The 17,581-nt window shown below is 60.3% G+C and carries 13 protein-coding genes and 1 rRNA gene; 12 read left to right on the top strand and 2 right to left on the bottom strand.

Annotated features, from left to right (window positions below; genetic code table 11):
- Nucleotides 1–126: 126 nt before the first annotated feature.
- Nucleotides 127–240: ribosomal RNA gene (rrf, locus tag P7F28_RS22335) — 5S ribosomal RNA — on the top strand.
- A gap of 98 nt (nucleotides 241–338) precedes the next feature.
- On the opposite strand, the gene P7F28_RS22340 is transcribed toward rrf, so the two are convergent.
- Complete coding sequence (locus P7F28_RS22340) at nucleotides 339–1,529, bottom strand: M20 aminoacylase family protein (protein ID WP_277186942.1); 1,191 nt, start codon at nucleotides 1,527–1,529, stop codon at nucleotides 339–341.
- Nucleotides 1,530–1,690: 161 nt separating this feature from the next.
- On the opposite strand from P7F28_RS22340, the gene P7F28_RS22345 reads away from it, so the two are divergent.
- Complete coding sequence (locus P7F28_RS22345; RefSeq protein WP_277186943.1) at nucleotides 1,691–3,772, top strand: molybdopterin-dependent oxidoreductase; 2,082 nt, start codon at nucleotides 1,691–1,693, stop codon at nucleotides 3,770–3,772.
- Nucleotides 3,773–3,903: 131 nt separating this feature from the next.
- Nucleotides 3,904–5,577: a long-chain fatty acid--CoA ligase gene (locus P7F28_RS22350; protein WP_277186944.1), complete on the top strand. Its 1,674-nt coding sequence runs from the start codon at nucleotides 3,904–3,906 to the stop codon at nucleotides 5,575–5,577.
- 138 nt (nucleotides 5,578–5,715) lie between these two features.
- Here the strand turns inward: P7F28_RS22350 and P7F28_RS22355 are convergent, their stop codons facing one another.
- Entirely contained in the window at nucleotides 5,716–6,876 is a 1,161-nt protein-coding gene (locus P7F28_RS22355; protein WP_277186945.1) for a porin, read from the bottom strand.
- 358 nt (nucleotides 6,877–7,234) lie between these two features.
- Here P7F28_RS22355 and coq7 point away from each other — a divergent pair, with 358 nt between their 5' ends.
- The 9 genes from coq7 (at nucleotide 7,235) to murD (ending at nucleotide 17,559) form a co-directional block, all read left to right on the top strand.
- On the top strand, nucleotides 7,235–7,873 hold the full coding sequence (coq7, locus tag P7F28_RS22360; protein ID WP_277186946.1) for a 2-polyprenyl-3-methyl-6-methoxy-1,4-benzoquinone monooxygenase: 639 nt from the start codon (nucleotides 7,235–7,237) through the stop codon (nucleotides 7,871–7,873).
- A gap of 376 nt (nucleotides 7,874–8,249) precedes the next feature.
- Nucleotides 8,250–8,678, top strand: a complete 429-nt coding sequence (mraZ, locus tag P7F28_RS22365; RefSeq protein WP_277186947.1) for a division/cell wall cluster transcriptional repressor MraZ — start codon at nucleotides 8,250–8,252, stop codon at nucleotides 8,676–8,678.
- A gap of 15 nt (nucleotides 8,679–8,693) precedes the next feature.
- Nucleotides 8,694–9,644: a 16S rRNA (cytosine(1402)-N(4))-methyltransferase RsmH gene (gene rsmH, locus P7F28_RS22370; protein WP_277186948.1), complete on the top strand. Its 951-nt coding sequence runs from the start codon at nucleotides 8,694–8,696 to the stop codon at nucleotides 9,642–9,644.
- On the top strand, nucleotides 9,641–9,985 hold the full coding sequence (ftsL, locus tag P7F28_RS22375) for a cell division protein FtsL (protein ID WP_277186949.1): 345 nt from the start codon (nucleotides 9,641–9,643) through the stop codon (nucleotides 9,983–9,985). Before rsmH ends, ftsL begins: the two co-directional genes overlap by 4 nt.
- The gene (locus P7F28_RS22380) at nucleotides 9,982–11,841 is read left to right on the top strand and encodes a penicillin-binding protein 2 (RefSeq protein WP_277186950.1); all 1,860 of its coding nucleotides are present in this window, start codon (nucleotides 9,982–9,984) and stop codon (nucleotides 11,839–11,841) included. Before ftsL ends, P7F28_RS22380 begins: the two co-directional genes overlap by 4 nt.
- On the top strand, nucleotides 11,838–13,397 hold the full coding sequence (locus P7F28_RS22385) for a UDP-N-acetylmuramoyl-L-alanyl-D-glutamate--2,6-diaminopimelate ligase (protein ID WP_277186951.1): 1,560 nt from the start codon (nucleotides 11,838–11,840) through the stop codon (nucleotides 13,395–13,397). The genes P7F28_RS22380 and P7F28_RS22385 overlap by 4 nt, the downstream gene beginning before the upstream one ends.
- Nucleotides 13,394–14,824 (top strand): UDP-N-acetylmuramoyl-tripeptide--D-alanyl-D-alanine ligase, encoded by a 1,431-nt coding sequence (gene murF, locus P7F28_RS22390; RefSeq protein ID WP_277186952.1) that lies wholly within the window; start codon nucleotides 13,394–13,396, stop codon nucleotides 14,822–14,824. The genes P7F28_RS22385 and murF overlap by 4 nt, the downstream gene beginning before the upstream one ends.
- Before the next feature lie 23 nt (nucleotides 14,825–14,847).
- Nucleotides 14,848–16,017 carry a phospho-N-acetylmuramoyl-pentapeptide-transferase gene (gene mraY, locus P7F28_RS22395; protein ID WP_277186953.1) on the top strand — a complete coding sequence of 390 codons (1,170 nt, stop codon included), beginning with the start codon at nucleotides 14,848–14,850 and terminating at the stop codon, nucleotides 16,015–16,017.
- 30 nt (nucleotides 16,018–16,047) lie between these two features.
- Nucleotides 16,048–17,559 (top strand): UDP-N-acetylmuramoyl-L-alanine--D-glutamate ligase, encoded by a 1,512-nt coding sequence (murD, locus tag P7F28_RS22400; RefSeq protein ID WP_277186954.1) that lies wholly within the window; start codon nucleotides 16,048–16,050, stop codon nucleotides 17,557–17,559.
- The last annotated feature ends 22 nt before the right edge of the window (nucleotides 17,560–17,581 follow it).

Consider the following 17,581-nt stretch of genomic DNA (forward strand, 5'->3'; position numbering starts at 1 on the left):
AAGGCTTGATCCTATAACCAGTGTGTTTGTACCACTGGCGAGTATCGACTGTGCCACACAGTCACTCCCCACTACTTCTTCCCAGATTGGTTGTAGCGCCCCAAAGCGATACAACAACAAGTCATGCCTGATGACCATAGCGAGTCGGTCCCACCCCTTCCCATCCCGAACAGGACCGTGAAACGACTCCACGCCGATGATAGTGCGGAGCTCCCGTGTGAAAGTAGGTAATCGTCAGGCTCCTCATGCTGCAAACAAAAACCCCATCCACACACGGATGGGGTTTTTGCGTTTGGGGCGCGAAAATTGAGGCGTTCACCGCACGCCTCACAAGTCTGTCAGTAGGCCAAAAAGCGTTCAACCAGACGCACCCAATACGTTGACCCAACTGACAGCAAATCGTCGTTGAAATCATAGCTAGCGTTATGCAGCATGCAGGGGCCTGCTCCGTGTCCGTGCTCACGATGCCCGCCGTCCCCATTCCCCAAAAACGCATAACAACCCGGCTTTTCAAGCAACATGAACGAAAAGTCTTCAGCACCCATGGTGGGTTCGACGGAGTCATCGACCTTGTCGATGCCGACGACATCGCTCATAACTTCAGCAGCGAATCGAGCCTGCTCCGGATCATTGATCGTCGGTGGATAGTTTCGGTGGAAGTGAAAATCGACTTGGCAGTCGTAGGCGGCGGCTGTCGCTTCGACGATTTTCCGCATCCGCGTTTCGATCAAATCAAGCGTTTCCACAGTGAAAGTCCGCACGGTACCGCCCAGCCAAGCCTGATCGGGCACAACATTCATCGCATCGCCGGCGTGGATTTGGGTGATCGACAGCACGGCCGTATCGAGCGGTTTTTTGCTTCGCGTGATGATGCTCTGCAAACCATTCGCAATTTGCACTGCCGTGAACACCGGATCGTGCCCGTTGTGCGGCAGCGCGGCATGTGAGCCGGTGCCACGCACGGTAATCCGGAACTCATTGCTCGACGCCATGATCGGGCCTTCGGTCACACCGAAGTGACCGGCGGGCATGCCCGGCCAGTTGTGAATGCCGAAGACGGCATCGACGGGAAAGCGCTGGAACAGACCGTCTTCGATCATCGCTCGTGCGCCTGCGCCGCCTTCCTCCGCAGGCTGAAAAATAAACACGACGGTGCCATCGAAATTACCGCGTTCTGCCAGATGCTTGGCCGCGCCGAGCAACATGGCCGTATGTCCGTCATGGCCACACGCGTGCATACGACCGGCGTGTGTCGAGCGATGCTCGAAGTCGTTCAATTCCTGGATCGGGAGCGCGTCCATGTCAGCGCGAAGTCCGATTGCTTTGCCACTGGTTCCGCGCTTCAGCACGCCGACGACGCCTGTCTTTCCCAATCCTCGATGGACCGTTATGCCCCATTTTTCGAGGCTTTCGGCGACGAGTTTCGCTGTGCCGACCTCCTCATATCGCAATTCAGGATGCGCGTGAATCGTTCGTCGGAGTGTTCTGATTTCTTCGTGCGATGCTTCGATTTCTGGGATCAGGTTCATTTTGAACTGCTCTCACGTTTGAATTCGGATGGCGCGTATAGACGCGCACTCGATTCTCATTCTACGCCGCCACTATTTGCAGCATCGGACAGTCGGTCGCATTGCGCCCGTAATAGAATCGCTTCATCTGCCACTGCTTTTTCAGATTTTCCGGATTTTCAATGAACGCCCCTGCTGAATTCGCCCGCGCCGTCTGCCCCCATGATTGTCCTGACACGTGCGCAATGCGCGTCACGGTGAAAGACGGCAAAGCGGTAAAAATCAGCGGCGATCCCGATCATCCGCCGACACAAGGTGTTCTCTGCACAAAGGTCACGCGATACGCCGAGCGCACGCATCACAAAGATCGGCTTTTGACGCCGCTGCGGCGCGTTGGCCGAAAAGGTGAGGGCAAATTCGAGCCGATTGGCTGGGACGAGGCGTTGAATATAGCCGCCACGCGACTCAAAGAGATTGCGCAGCGCGCGCCCGAGGCCATTTTGCCGTACAGCTACGCGGGAACAATGGGGCTGATTCAGGGCGAAAGTATCGCGGCGCGCTTGTGCAATACGCTCGGAGCTTCGCGGCTGGACCGGACGATTTGCGCGGCTGCGGGTGCGGCGGGTCTGCGTTACACATACGGCGCGAGTCTCGGCATGCATGTCGAGTTTTTCGACGAAAGTGAACTGATCCTGATCTGGGGCTCGAATCCGATCGCATCGAGCCTGCATTTCTGGACGCGCGCGCAGGAAGCCAAGCGGCGGGGCGCGAAGCTGATCTCTATCGATCCTTATAAGTCGTTGACCGCAGAGAAGTGTCATCAACATATCGCGCTTCGGCCTGGAACCGATGCCGCTCTCGCGCTCGGCATGATTCACGTGCTGATCGCTGAGAATTTCATCGATCGCGCTTACGTGGATTCCCACACGCTCGGCTTTGACGAACTTGCCGAGCGCGCTGCCCTTTATCCGCCGTTACGCGTCGCTGAGATTTGCGGGATTCCGGCGCAGACGATCGTGGATCTGGCGCGTGCTTATGGTTCGACGAAGAAGTCGGCGATCCGCTTGAATTACGGCATGCAGCGCACGCGCGGCGGCGGGAATGCGACGCGAGCGATCGCGTGTCTGCCCTCGCTGACGGGTGCATGGCGCGAGCGCTCGGGCGGACTCTTGCTGTCGTCGTCAGGCTGGGCACCGATCGACAATGCCGCGCTCGAGCGTCCGGATTTGCTGCCCGGTTGGCCGCGCAAGTTGCCGCGAATCATCAATATGAATGCAATCGGTGACGCGCTGCTTCATCCCGGCGATGAAACCTTCGGTCCAAAGGTCGAAGCGCTGATTGTCTACAACTCGAATCCGGTCGCGGTCGCGCCTGATTCGGAAAAGGTCGCGGAGGGCTTCGCGCGCGAAGATCTGTTCACGATCGTTCTCGAACACTTCCAGACAGATACCGCCGACTATGCAGATTTGATCTTTCCTGCCACCACACAGTTGGAGCATCTCGACGTCCACAAGTCGTACGGCCATACGCATGTCATGGCGAATATGCCCGCGATCCAGCCGGTCGGCGGAGCGCGTTCCAACACGGACATTTTCCGTGGCATCGCTGGTGCAATGGGCATCGACGATCCCGCCTTGTACGAAACCGACGAGCAACTGGCGTCGAAGGCGTTCCGCTGGAACGATCCCGCGCTCGCCGGCCAGAACTGGGACGCGCTCAAATCTTCGGGCTGGATCAAGCTCGATATCGCGGATGCGCCGTTCGCGGAAGGTGGTTTTCGCACGCCGTCGGGCAAGTGCGAGTTTTACAGCGAGCGGCTGAAGCTCGAAGGCCAAGATCCGCTTCCGGACTACCTGCCGCCCTATGAATCAGCCGATGGCGCGCCCGAACTCGCCGCCCGCTATCCGCTGGCGATGATCTCACCGCCCGCGCGCAACTTCCTGAACAGCAGTTTCGTGAATGTGGAAAGTCTGCGCTCGACAGAAGGGCAGCCGCATCTCGACATTCATCCGAACGATGCGCAGCCGCGCGGCATCGAAGAAGGTATGCTCGTACGAATCTTCAATGACCGCGGTTCGATGCAGGCGCGCGCGCGCGTCACCGAACGAGCGCGCGAAGGTTGCGTGGTCGGATTGTCGATCTGGTGGAAGAAGTTGTCGCCCGATGGCCGCAACGCAAATCAGGTTACGAGCCAGGCGCTGACCGATCTCGGGGGATCGGCCACGTTCTACGATTGTCTGGTCGAAGTGGAATCAGCGCACTGATCTATGTAGCAGGAAGACATTGATGAAGCCTGTCAGGTGGCGTCTAACCCAGTTGTCGGAAACAGAACCAGCAGCTAGGATTCCGTTTTCGCACGACCATTCTAAAATTATATAAAGGAGGGAGACGCCGAATGGATAAACCTTGGCTGAATTCCTACCCGGCCGGTGTGCCCGCAGAAATCGATGCATCTGCGTATCGGTCCGTTTCCGAGTTGCTCGAAGACAGCTTTCGCAAAAATCGCGATCGGCGGGCGTTTCTTTGTATGGGGCAGTCGATCACGTACGGCGAACTCGACGACATGTCGAAGCGCCTCGCTATCTGGTTTCAGCAGAAAGGTTTGCAGCGCGGCGCGCGTGTCGCGCTGATGATGCCGAACGTGCTGCAATATCCCGTGGCGATCGCGGCCGTGCTTCGTGCGGGTTATATCGTCGTCAACGTGAATCCGCTTTATACGCCGCGTGAACTGGAGCATCAGCTCAAGGACAGCGGCGCGCAGGCTATCGTTATTCTGGAAAACTTCGCGCATACGCTTCAGGCGGTGGCCAAGAACACTGCGATCCGGCATGTAGTCGTGGCGTCGATGGGCGATCTGATGGGCTTGAAAGGCCTGCTGGTCAATTTCGTGGTTCGACGCGTGAAAAAGCTGGTGCCCGAATGGAGTCTGCCCGGCAGCACGCGCTTCAACGATGCACTGTCCGCAGGCGCGAAAGGCGAACTGACGCGCATCGAGCAAAGCCCGGATGATGTCGCGTTCCTGCAATACACCGGCGGCACGACGGGCGTGGCGAAGGGCGCGACGCTTACGCATCGGAATTTGATTGCGAACGTGCTGCAGTCCGAAGTGTGGCTCGATCCGGCGCGCAAACGCAGGCCGGACATCGATCAATTCGTCTGCGTGGTGGCGCTGCCGCTGTATCACATCTTCGCGCTGACGGTCTGCGGCATGCTGACGATACGTACTGGCGGGCTCGGCGTGCTGATTCCGAATCCACGCGATATCGCCGGGACGATCAAGGAACTGAAGGGTATTCAGATCAACACGTTCCCCGCGGTGAACACGCTCTATAACGCGCTTCTGAATCACCCGGACTTCGGCAAGCTCGATTTCTCCAAGCTGATCGCGGCGAACGGCGGCGGCATGGCCGTGCAGGAAGCCGTCGCGAAACGTTGGTTCGCGCTGACGGGCGTGCCGATTATCGAAGGGTACGGTTTGTCCGAGACCTCGCCGTGCGTAACCTGCAATCCGGTGACCGCGACGGAGTACACGGGCACCATTGGCCTGCCGTTGCCGTCCACTGAAATCGCGATTCGCGACGACGACAATCACGACGTGGCGTTCGGCCAGCCCGGCGAAATCTGCATTCGAGGTCCGCAGGTGATGGCCGGCTATTGGAATCGACCCGATGAAACCGCGAAGGTGATGACGCCCGACGGCTTCTTCCGCTCCGGCGATGTCGGCGTGTTCGACGAGCGCGGTTATGTGAAGATCGTCGATCGGAAAAAGGACATGATTCTGGTGTCCGGCTTCAACGTCTATCCGAACGAAATCGAAGACGTGGTCGCGATGCTGCCCGGCGTGTTCGAAGTGGCGGCAGTCGGCGTGAAGGATCAGAACTCGGGCGAAGCGGTGAAATTGTTCATCGTGCGCAAGGATCAGAGTCTGACCGAAGCCGATGTCATGGCGTACTGCAAAGAGCGGCTCACGGGCTACAAGCGTCCGCGTACCATCGAGTTCCGTAACGATCTGCCGAAGAGCAATGTCGGCAAGATTCTGCGAAGAGAGTTGCGCGACGGCACGGTTTGACGCGCTGGGACTCAGAAAAAGCTCCGCATCGAAAAATGTGGAGCTTTTTTATCGGCCGATGCAAAACCGCAAAACCATAGAACGAAAAAAAGGCGCCCGAAGGCGCCTTTCAGCAGATACCGCGTTCTTACCCGCTTATTAGAACTTGTGGCGGATGCCGACGATCGCCGCAACCTGGTTCGACGTCGAAGACGAGGTCAGGCTGTTGATGCTTGCAACCGCTGCGCGGTTGGTCGAGTCCGTGCCGCTGGCGTGCTGATAGACGCCATCGACATAAACGTCGGTTCGCTTCGACAGGAAGTAGTCCACTCCGAGCGTGCCTTGGTGATACTTGGCATCGCCCAGGCCGTAGCCCTTCGTGTAGTCGTACGCTGCGCCAACCAGCAGTGCCGGGGTCAACTGATACTTGAAGTTGATTTCGGCGTTGTGGAACTTGCCCGTGCCGCCCGTGTAGCCAGCCGGGTTCAGAGCAGCCGTGCCGTCCGTGCCGACATCCTTGAACTGCGTGTTGCTATACGTTGCGCCCACGGTTGCTGCGCCGAACGTGTAAGCACCGCCAGCCGAAATGACCTGGTACGTATGAGCCGATGCGTAGCCCGAGTACACGCGGCTCGTCATGTTCGAAGCCGTAGCCGACGACGTTGCGTTGTTGCCGAAGAACGAGAAGTTCGGATCCTTGACGTTCAAGTAGCCAGCGCCCAATTGCAGCGGGCCTTGCGAGTAGCCAACGCCCAGCGACCAGATTTGGTTGCGGTTGAACTGGCCAGCCTGGCCGCCGAGGCTGTACAAGCCGCCGAACGTGAAGCCAGCGTAGTTCGCGCTGGTGAACTTGATCGCGTTGTTGACGCGATTCGAGTTGTTCATGTTGTCCAGGTCGCCCGGGTGCGCGCCGTAGAACGTGCCCCACTGGCTGCCCACTTCGAACGCGCCGGTGTAGTCCACCACGGAGTCGTACTGACGACCCAGCGTGACCGTGCCGAATTGCGCCGTCGACAGACCGACGTACGCCTGACGGCCGAACTCGTCGCCGCCTTGACCCAGCGTGCCATTGAACACGTTGAAGCCGTTTTCCAACACGAAGATGGCCTTCAGACCGCCACCGAGATCTTCCGTGCCACGCAGGCCCCAACGGCTGCCCTGAAGGTTACCGCTGCTGGTGAAGTAGCGGTGCTGACCACCGGTGTTATTCACGTAAGCGATGCCGGCGTCGACGATGCCGTACAGCGTCACACTGCTTTGTGCCTGTGCGGCGCCAGCGAACGCGCTCAGTGCAGCGAAAGCGAGAAGCGACTTTTTCATTGAATAGATCTCCAAGGAGTGAATTGCGACCTTTTGGGCAGAGTCACTGTTCTTAGCGCCAGTGTGTTGACGGTCCCTGCCCGTACACTTCATATCGAAGTTGCACGTAATGTAACAAACTGGTCATGGAGGACAAAGGGAAACGGGGGCAATCGGCATAGCTCGTGTGACGTTTACGCAACATGCGCTAAAATCTTGGTTTTGCAGGATTTTTCGACCCGTGTTTGCCCTAATTCACTTATCGGCGGGTGTTTCGACGTCGCCAGGCGACGTGTCTGATGCTGTGAACGCGGCTTGCTGAGGCAAGAAAACGAAGCATAAAAAGCAGCACGATGAACAACACAAAAGAGGTGAGGACATGACACTCGATGAAGTCATCAGTGAGTTTGATCGAGGGCTGCGTTCGATGGCCGGGATCAGCAGGATGTCGCGACCGGTGCCCGAATCGGACACGATCGATCCGCTCGGCGACGAATCGCAACTCACTGAAAAGGAGCGCGCGCATTCCGCCGGTCTGATGCGCGTGAATCATGTCGGTGAGGTGTGTGCTCAGGCGCTGTATCAGGCGCAAAAGCTGGCCACGAATTCGCCCGAACTGAAAGCGCGGTTCGAAGATGCGGCGCGCGAGGAAGAGGATCATCTCGCGTGGACATCGCGTCGCCTGAAAGATCTCGATTCGCGTCCGAGTCTGCTCAATCCAATCTGGTACGCGGGCGCGCTGGCAATCGGCTTCGCCGCCGGCCGATTCGGCGATCGCGCGAGTCTCGGCTTCATGGCGGAAACCGAGCGACAAGTCGAGCAACATCTCGATGGCCACATGCACACGCTGCCCGCCGCCGATCACGCCTCACGCGCGATCGTCGAGCAGATGCGTCAGGACGAGGCATCGCACGCGGCATCGGCGATCAGCGCGGGCGCGAGCGAAGTGCCGTTTCCGGTTCGCACGCTGATGCGCGTGGCATCGAAAGTCATGACACGTACGGCTTATTATTTATAAGCGCGTTCCCCGGAGTCACCCCGACTCCGGGCTTCACGATTAACTCTCACCGCCAGCACTGAAACGGTCGCAAGAACAGTTACATTTCACATAGATCAACGGCCGATTTCATCTTTCACATTCACATCCCGCACTAGCTCTCTAATTCATAACGCTTTTCTGTTTTCCCGCCACTTAAAGCTCCTCCGCTAAGTCCTTGTTCTATCGGTGAAAAACGCGTTGAAAAAAAGTTACGCGTCTTGACCGACGAAATGCGTTCCTCTAAAGTGGGAGACAGTGTGAGAAAGTGGTCTTTTGTGTGATTCCGGACCATTTTCAAGCCATTTCACGGTGGGAGCGACGTCTCGGTGGGCGTCGAGAACGGGGAGAAGGGCGAGTGTTCCAAGGGGCGTCGGCGCTGACGCTCGATGCAAAAGGCCGGATGTCGATTCCGTCCCGCTATCGAGATGCGCTGCAAATTCAGGCAGAAGGCCGGGTGACGCTCACAAAGAGCCCGGATGGATGCCTGTTGCTGTTTCCCCGCCCCGAGTGGGAACGCTTCCGCGAAAAAGTCGCCCAGTTGCCCATGAACGCCATGTGGTGGCGGCGCATCTTTCTCGGCAACGCAATGGATCTGGATTTGGATACCGCCGGGCGTGTGCTCGTTTCTCCAGAGCTGCGCTCTGCCGCTGCATTGGAAAAAGACGTGACGCTGCTCGGCATGGGCGCGCACTTCGAACTGTGGGACACGCAGATGTATCAGGCGAAGGAAGCCGAAGCCATGGCTGAAGGCATGCCCGAAGCACTGAAGAATTTCACCTTTTGACGCGGCATTCAGAACATGACGGCGTCGGGAAACGAATATCAGCATCGCACGGTGCTGTTGAAGGAAGCGGTGGACGGTCTGATCACCCGCGCGGACGGCATCTATATAGATGGCACGTTCGGGCGCGGCGGTCATAGCCGGGCGATTTTGCAGCGGTTGAGTGATGCGGGACGGCTCATTTCCTTCGACAAGGATCCGCTCGCCATCGCCACTGCGCAACAAATAAAGGATGCGCGTTTCTCTATCGTGCACGACAGCTTCGCCGTAATGCGCGAAGCCGCGAGCGAACGGGGAGCGCCGAAGGTGTCGGGCGTGTTGCTGGACCTTGGCGTGTCGTCGCCGCAGGTGGACGACCCGGAGCGCGGCTTCAGCTTCCGCGCAGAAGGTCCGCTCGACATGCGTATGGATCCGACTCGCGGGGAGTCGGCGGCTGAGTGGCTCGAACGGGCCACGGTGCAGGAAATCACGGAGGTGATCAGAGATTATGGGGAAGAACGGTTTGCTTTTCAGATTGCAAAGGCGCTTGTTGCTCGCCGGGCAGAGTCCGAGCGTCTTGGGCCTCTCAACCGCACGGGCGAGCTTGCCGAAATCGTGGGTCACGTCGTCAAAACCCGTGAGAAGGGCAAGGATCCGGCAACCCGCACCTTTCAGGCTATACGGATTCACATCAATCAAGAGCTTGCGGAGCTGCAAGTAGTTCTTGAGTCGGCACTTTCGATGTTGGAGCAAGGGGGGCGGCTGGTCGTGATCAGCTTTCATTCGCTCGAAGACCGGATCGTCAAGCGGTTCATGCAGGCGCAGTCGAGCGCGCCTCAGGTGGACCGACGCTTGCCGATCCGCGCGGTCGATTTACCCAGCCCGCCGTTGCGCGTGGTGGGCCGCGTGTTTCCGAGCGAAGCCGAAGTGACCGACAACCCCCGCGCGCGTTCGGCGGTGATGCGTATCGCGGAGCGGATCGCGCCATGAACCGGCTCAACATCTTCCTGCTGATCGTCGTGCTCGGGTGCGCGCTGTCGGTCGTCAGCGCCACCAACAAGCAGCGGCAGATTTTCATCGAATTGCAGCGGGCGCAGTCGCAGGAACGCCAGCTTCAGCAGGATTACGCGCAGTTGCAGTACCAACAGAGCGCTTTGTCGAAGACTTCGCGCATCGAGCAGTTGGCGACCACTTCCTTGAAGATGCAGCCCGTGACGACCGGCCGTACGCAATACCTCACTTACGACACGGCGAGCAACAAAGCCGCCGATGCACCCTTGCCGCCGCCGCTCCCGGCGTCGGCGCCGCCTGCCCGCGGAGCCAAGCGATGAAAAAATCCGCGAAGCAGAAAGACATCGCTCATACGCCGAATCCGCTGCTCGCCGTGCGCCTGCCGATGTGGCGCTCGAAGTTCGTCGTGTTCCTGCTGTTCATGGCGTTCGTCGCGCTCGCGGGCCGCGCATTCTGGATCCAGGGTCCGGGCAACGCATTCTTCAAGAAGCAGGGCGAAAGCCGCTATCAGCGCACGCTCGAAATGCCGGCCACGCGCGGTCAGATTCGCGACCGCAATGGCCTCGTGCTCGCTACGAGTCTTCCGGTGAAGGCCATCTGGGCCATTCCCGAAGCCGTGCCGAACGACCTCGGCGCCGACAAGTTCGCGGACCTCGCGAAGTTGCTCGACATGCCGCAAAAAGAACTCCGCGCGAAACTCTCCGTGGACAAGACCTTCGTTTATGTGAAGCGTCAGGTTTCGCTCGAAACGGCCAAGAAGGTCGCGGACCTCGATATTCCCGGCATTTATTCACGCGGCGAATACAAACGCTTCTATCCCGAAGGCGAAATCACCGCGCATTTGATCGGCTTTACTAATATTGAAGACAAGGGGCAGGAAGGCGTCGAACTGGGCGACCAGAACGTCCTCGCCGGCACGCCGGGGATGCGCCGCGTCATCAAGGACCGCATGGGTCACATCGTCGAAGATGTCGATGAACAAGTGGTGCCGCATAACGGCTCGGACGTCGAACTCTCGATCGACAGCAAGATTCAGTACATCGCGTACACGAACCTGAAGGCGGCCGTCGAGAAGTCGAAGGCGAAGGCGGGCGCGGCGATCGTGATCGATGTGAAAACGGGCGAAGTGCTCGCGCTCGTCAACTATCCCACTTACAACCCGAACGACCGCTCGCGCATGACCGGCGAGCAGCTGCGCAACCGCATTCTCACGGACACCTTCGAGCCAGGCTCGATCATGAAGCCGTTCACCGTTTCGCTCGCGCTGGATCTGCATCGCGTGACGCCGAATACGCTCGTCGAAACCGGCGGCGGGGTGTTCGTGCTGGACGGCGCGCGCATCACCGACGACTCGGGTTTCGGCACGCTCACCGTCGGCGGCGTGATTCAGAAGTCGAGCAATATCGGCGCGACCAAAATTGCGATGCAATTGCGTCCGGAAGAAATGTGGAACATGTACACGAGCATCGGGCTGGGTCAGGCGCCGAAGGTCGGATTTCCCGGCGCGGTGACGGGCCGGCTGCGTCCGTGGAAAAGCTGGCGTCGGATCGAACAGGCGACGATGTCGTACGGCTATGGTTTGTCGGCGTCGTTGTTCCAGTTGGCGCGCGCCTACACGGCGATTGCGAATGACGGCACCGTCTTGCCGGTTTCGATTTTCCGCACGCCGTCCGATCAGCCGCCGCTCGGTCAGCGCGTGTTCTCGCCGACTACCGCGCGTGAAGTGCGCGCCATGCTCGAAACCGTGACCGCGAAGGGCGGCACGTCGCCGGATGCCGCGGTGCCGGGTTATCGCGTGGGCGGGAAGTCGGGGACGGCGTACAAGCATTCTGGCCGTGGCTACGATCATTCGAAGTACCGCGCATCGTTTGTCGGCATGGCGCCGATGCCGAATCCGCGCATTGTTGTAGCCGTTTCCGTCGATGAACCGACGGCCGGCAGCCACTTCGGCGGTCAGGTGTCGGGTCCGGTGTTTTCGGGCGTCGTCGGCGATACGCTGCGCGCGCTGAACGTGCCGCCGGATATGCCGGTCAAGCAAATGGTTGTGACGGACGATTCGAATTCCACCACGCAGCAGGCCGCGCAACCAACGCCCGCTAAACCGAATAATCCGAACGTAGCGAAGAAAGTCGCCGTGTCGAGCAATACGAAGACGCATCCGGGAGTCGTGCGATGAGCGCGCTGCCCGGACAGGACAAGATGCAACAGGACGTTTCGAACGCCGTCGAATGGCTGCGCGCGCATGCGCAGCCCGGCGCGCAACTACACGCCGACACGCGCTCGCTGAAAAGCGGCGACGTGTTTTTGGCGTATGCCGTCGATGGCGCGGACAACCGTCCTTATCTCGATGCCGCGCTCGCATCCGGTGCGGCGTGCGCGCTGTATCAGCCGGAAAATTTCGCGGGCCACGCGGATGCTTCGAAGACGCTCGCCGTGAGCGCGCTGAACGAACTGGCGGGTCCGATTGCCGCTGCATGGTACGGCGAACCGAGTGCGTCGATGCTGACTGTCGGTGTGACGGGCACGAACGGCAAGACCTCGTGCAGCACGTGGATTGCCACTGCGCTGAGCGCGCTCGGCCGTCCGTGCGCGATCGTCGGCACGTTGGGAATCGGCATGCCGGGAAAGCTGCTGCATACCGGCTTCACCACGCCCGACGCGCCGCAACTTCAGCGCAATCTCGCGCAACTGAAAGCGCAGGGCGCTGAAGGTATCGCGATGGAAGTGTCGTCGCATGCGCTGCATCAGGGGCGTGTGAATGGCGTCGATTTCGACATCGGCATCTTCACGAATCTCACGCAGGATCATCTCGACTATCACGGCACGTTCGAAGCCTACGAAGCCGCGAAGGCGCGTCTCTTTTCGTGGCCGACGCTGAAGACCGCCATCGTCAATCGCGACGATCCGGCAGGACAACGTTTGATCGAAACATTGCGCGGCAAGGTGCGCACGATTGCCTACGGCGTCGAAATGCCCACGGACGCCGCGCCCAGCGCCGACGCCATGCTGCTCGCCACGCAAGTGCGCGCGACGGCAACGGGCACCGCGTTCCATCTGTCGTCGGACTGGGGCGAAGCGGACGTCGAAGTCGGCACGCTCGGCACCTTCAACGTGAGCAATCTGCTCGCTGTCCTCGGCGTGCTGCTCGAAGTCGGCGTTCCGTTCGATACCGCCATCGCGCGCATTGCGAAGCTCGAATCGGTGAACGGGCGCATGGAGCGCCTTGGCGGACGTATCGCGAACGATGAACCGCTGGTCGTGATTGACTACGCGCACACGCCCGACGCGCTCGACAAAACGCTGGCCGCGCTGCGCCCGATTGCACAGGCGCGCGGCGGCGAACTCATCTGCATGTTCGGTTGCGGCGGCGGTCGTGACGCCACGAAGCGTCCGCTGATGGGCGCAATCGCCGAACGTCTCGCGGATCAAATCGTCATCACCAGCGACAACCCGCGCAGCGAAGAACCCATGTCGATCATCGAGCAGATCGCGACCGGCATGAGCGATGCCAGCAAAACGCGCCGTATCGAAGATCGGGCGAGCGCCATTTTGCAAGCTATCCGAAGCGCTTCGCGCGAAGACGTCGTCGTGCTGGCCGGAAAAGGCCACGAAGCCACGCAGGAAATCATGGGCAAGAAGCGCGCGTTCTCGGATCAGGATCACGCGCGCCTCGCTCTCGCCGCACGCGCGACACAACCTTCGCCTTCAGCGGCACGAGGAGGCAACGAATGACCATGTTCACTTTGCGCGAGGCCGCGGCGCTCGTTCCCGGCGGCACCTTCAAGGGCGACGAAAACATTGCGATCGAACGCATCGTGACGGACAGCCGCGGCGTTCAGGCCGGCGATCTGTTCGTCGCGGTGAAGGGCGATCGTTTCGATGCACATGATTTTCTCGATCAGGTTGCGAAGAGCGGCGCGTCTGCGGCGCTCGTGTCACGCGAACCAAGCAACGCCGATGCCTGGCCGCTTCCGGTCATCAAGGTAAAGGACACACGAATTGGTCTCGGTGCGCTGGCGCACGGCTGGCGCAAGCGCTACAGCATGCCGCTCGTCGCCGTCACCGGAAGCAACGGCAAGACGACGGTGAAGGAAATGATCGCGTCGATCTTTGCGGCGGCAGTCGGTGAAGACGCGCGGCTCGCGACGGCGGGCAACTTCAATAACGATATCGGCTTGCCATTGACGCTGTTCCGCCTGAACGACGCGCACAAGCTCGCGGTCGTCGAACTCGGCATGAATCATCCGGGCGAAACGGAAGTGCTCGGCAAGATCGCTGCGCCGACGGTCGCCGTGGTCAACAACGCGCAACGCGAGCATCAGGAATTCATGGCGACGGTGGAAGCCGTCGCGCTCGAACATGCATCGGTGATTCACGCGCTGGGCGAAACCGGCACCGCCGTGTTCCCCGCCGACGATCACTACGCGAGCATCTGGCGCGTCGCTGCAACCGGCAATCCGATCATCGATTTCGCGCTGACCGACGATGTCACGAAAGCCGCCGTCACCGGCACGCTGAAGGGCACGACGGTCCACATGCACACGCCGCAAGGCGATGTCGATATCGCGCTGAACGTGCTCGGCGAGCACAACGCACGCAACGCGATGGCGGCGACATCGGCGGCGCTCGCGGCGGGTGTATCGCTCGATGCGATCAAGCGCGGACTCGAAGCGTTTCAGCCGGTGAAGGGCCGCTTGCAGGTCAAGCGTGCGCTCAACGGCGCAACGTTGATCGACGACACCTACAACTCGAATCCCGACTCCATGCGCGCCGCGATCGACGTGCTTGCATCGCAAGCCGCACCGCGCGTGCTGATCATGGGCGATATGGGCGAAGTCGGTGAAGAAGGCCCGGCATTTCATCGCGAAGTCGGCGCGTATGCAGCGGAACGCGGTATCGACGCACTGTTCGCACTCGGCGACGCGAGCATCGATGCGGTGAACGCTTTCAACGCAAAGGCATCGAAGAAAGCCGCACAACATTTTGCCGATGTCGGCGCGCTGACGAATGCACTCACAAACGCACTCGACAGCGCAGGCTTCGGCCAGCAAGCAACGTATCTCGCGAAAGGCTCGCGCTTCATGAAAATGGAGCGCGTGGTGGACGCCCTGACGAGTCCGCAAACCTCTGCTGCGGGCAGTACGCCCGCAGCACATTGATTCACTGAAAGAGAAGGACCAGCATGCTACTCGCACTCGCGCAATGGCTCCAGAATGACGCCAGTTTCATGCGCGTGTTCACCTACATCACGTTCCGCGCAGTCGGCGCTACGGCCACGGCGCTGATGATCGGTCTCGTCTGCGGACCGTGGGTCATTCGCAAACTGACGGCGATGAAAGTCGGCCAGGCCGTTCGCAAAGACGGCCCGCAAACGCACCTCGTCAAATCCGGCACGCCGACCATGGGCGGCGTGCTGATTCTGATCGGCATCGCGGTATCGACGCTTCTTTGGGCCGATCTGACCAATCGCTTCGTATGGATCGTGATGCTCGTCACGTTCGGTTACGGCGTGATCGGCTGGGTCGATGATTACCGCAAGGTGGTCTATAAGGACCCGCGCGGCATGTCCTCGCGCGAGAAGTATTTCTGGCAATCGGTGATCGGTCTGTTCGCGGCGGTGTATCTCGCGTTCAGCGTGTCGGAAGCGAGCAATACGCGCGTGTTCGATCTGTTCATGGCGTGGGTCCGCAGCGGTCTGTCGATGGGCTTGCCCGCACGCGCTGACCTGATGCTGCCGTTCCTCAAGTCGATCACGTATCCGCTGGGCGTGTGGGGCTTTATCGCGCTGACGTATCTGGTGATCGTCGGTTCGAGCAACGCGGTCAATCTCACCGATGGTCTCGACGGCCTCGTCATCATGCCGGTGGTGCTGGTCGGCGCATCGCTCGGGGCGTTTGCTTATGTGATGGGTTCATCGGTCTATTCGAAGTACTTGCTGTTTCCGCACATTGCCGGCGCGGGCGAACTTTTGATCTTTTGTTCCGCAATGGGAGGCGCGGGGCTGGCCTTTCTCTGGTACAACACGCACCCCGCGCAAGTCTTCATGGGCGATGTCGGCGCACTCGCGCTCGGCGGCGCGCTCGGCACGATCGCGGTGATCGTGCGTCAGGAAGTCGTGCTGTTCATCATGGGCGGCGTGTTCGTGGCCGAAACGCTGTCGGTCATGTTGCAGGTCTTCTGGTTCAAGTTCACGAAGCGTCGATACGGCGAAGGTCGCCGCTTCTTCAAGATGGCGCCGCTGCATCACCATTACGAGTTGTCCGGCTGGACCGAGACGCAAGTGGTGGTGCGCTTCTGGATCATCACCTTGATGTTGTGCCTGTTCGGTCTTTCGACGTTGAAGCTGCGTTGATTCATTCAAGTTTTAGGTAAAGGTAAAGCGATGTTTGGCGAGAAGTTTTCCGGTCGGCAAAGTCCGATGGTGCTCGTGCTGGGACTGGGTGAATCCGGTCTGGCGATGGCGCGCTGGTGCGCCAGGCACGGTTGCCGCCTGCGGATCGCGGATACACGCGAAACGCCGCCGAATCTCTCCGAACTCGCGATCCACAAGATCGATGCGGATTTCGTCGGCGGCGCGTTCACGCCGGATTTGCTGGATGGCGGCATCGAACTGGTTGCGATCAGTCCGGGACTCTCGCCGCTCGCCGATGACCTCGCGCCGTTGATCGCCGCCGCCAAAGAGCGCGGCATTCCGGTGTGGGGCGAGCTTGAGTTGTTCGCGCAGGCTTTGGCGTCGCTGGGTGCGAATGGTTATCAGCCGAAGGTGATCGCGATCACCGGCACGAACGGCAAGACCACGACGACCTCGCTTACCGGTCTGCTCTGCGAACGCGCGGGCAAGACGGTCGCGGTCGCGGGCAATATCAGCCCCGCCATGCTCGACAAGCTGACCGAAGCCATCGATCAAACCTCGTTGCCGGATGTGTGGGTGCTCGAACTGTCGAGCTTCCAGTTGGAAACGGCCCACACCTTCGCGCCCGATGCGGCAGCGGTGCTGAATATCACGCAGGATCATCTCGACTGGCACGGAGGTCTGGATGCATACGCCGCTGCGAAGGGCCGCATCTTCGGACCGAAGACCTTGCGCGTGCTGAATCGCGACGACAACCGCACGATGAAACTTGCCGCAAATGTGGCTGAGCATCGCGTGGTGACCTTCGGTTTGAACGATCCGCTGAATGTCGGCGAATACGGTTTGTTGCGCGACAACGGCATGGCGTGGCTGGCGGAAGGCATCGATCAGGATGCGACCGATGAACCCGCGCCTACGCGTCGTCGCAAGCAGGACGTTGCTGCACCGAACGTCGTGCCGAAGCGCCTGATGCCTGTCGATGCCCTGCGCATTCGCGGTTTGCATAACGCCGCGAACGCGCTTGCCGCGCTCGCGCTCACGCGCGCAATCGATCTGCCGCTGGCCGCGTTGCTGCATGGTTTGCGCGAATATCGCGGCGAGCCGCATCGCGTGGAAGTGATTGCGCAGATCGACGGCGTCGATTATGTCGATGACAGCAAGGGCACGAACGTCGGCGCAACGGTCGCCGCGCTCGATGGCCTCGCGCAACGCGTCGTGCTGATCGCCGGTGGCGACGGCAAGGGCCAGGACTTTTCGCCGCTCGAAGCGCCGGTCGCACGCTGGGCGCGCGCGGTGATGCTGATCGGCCGCGATGCGCCGCGTATCCGCGAGACGCTGGAATCGACCGGCGTCACGCTCGAAGATCACGCGACGCTCGAACAAGCTGTCGATGCCTCCGCAAAAATCGCCGAACCCGGCGATGCCGTGTTGCTCTCGCCTGCGTGCGCGAGCCTCGACATGTTCAGAAACTACGCACATCGCGCCGACGTCTTTCGCGGCGCGGTCGAAGAAATCGCCGCTGCGCGGGGAGTGATGCTATGAGCTGGTCGGATCGATTCGGATC

The sequence above is a fragment of the Caballeronia sp. BR00000012568055 genome (genome assembly GCF_029439455.1).
GTDB lineage: Bacteria > Pseudomonadota > Gammaproteobacteria > Burkholderiales > Burkholderiaceae > Caballeronia.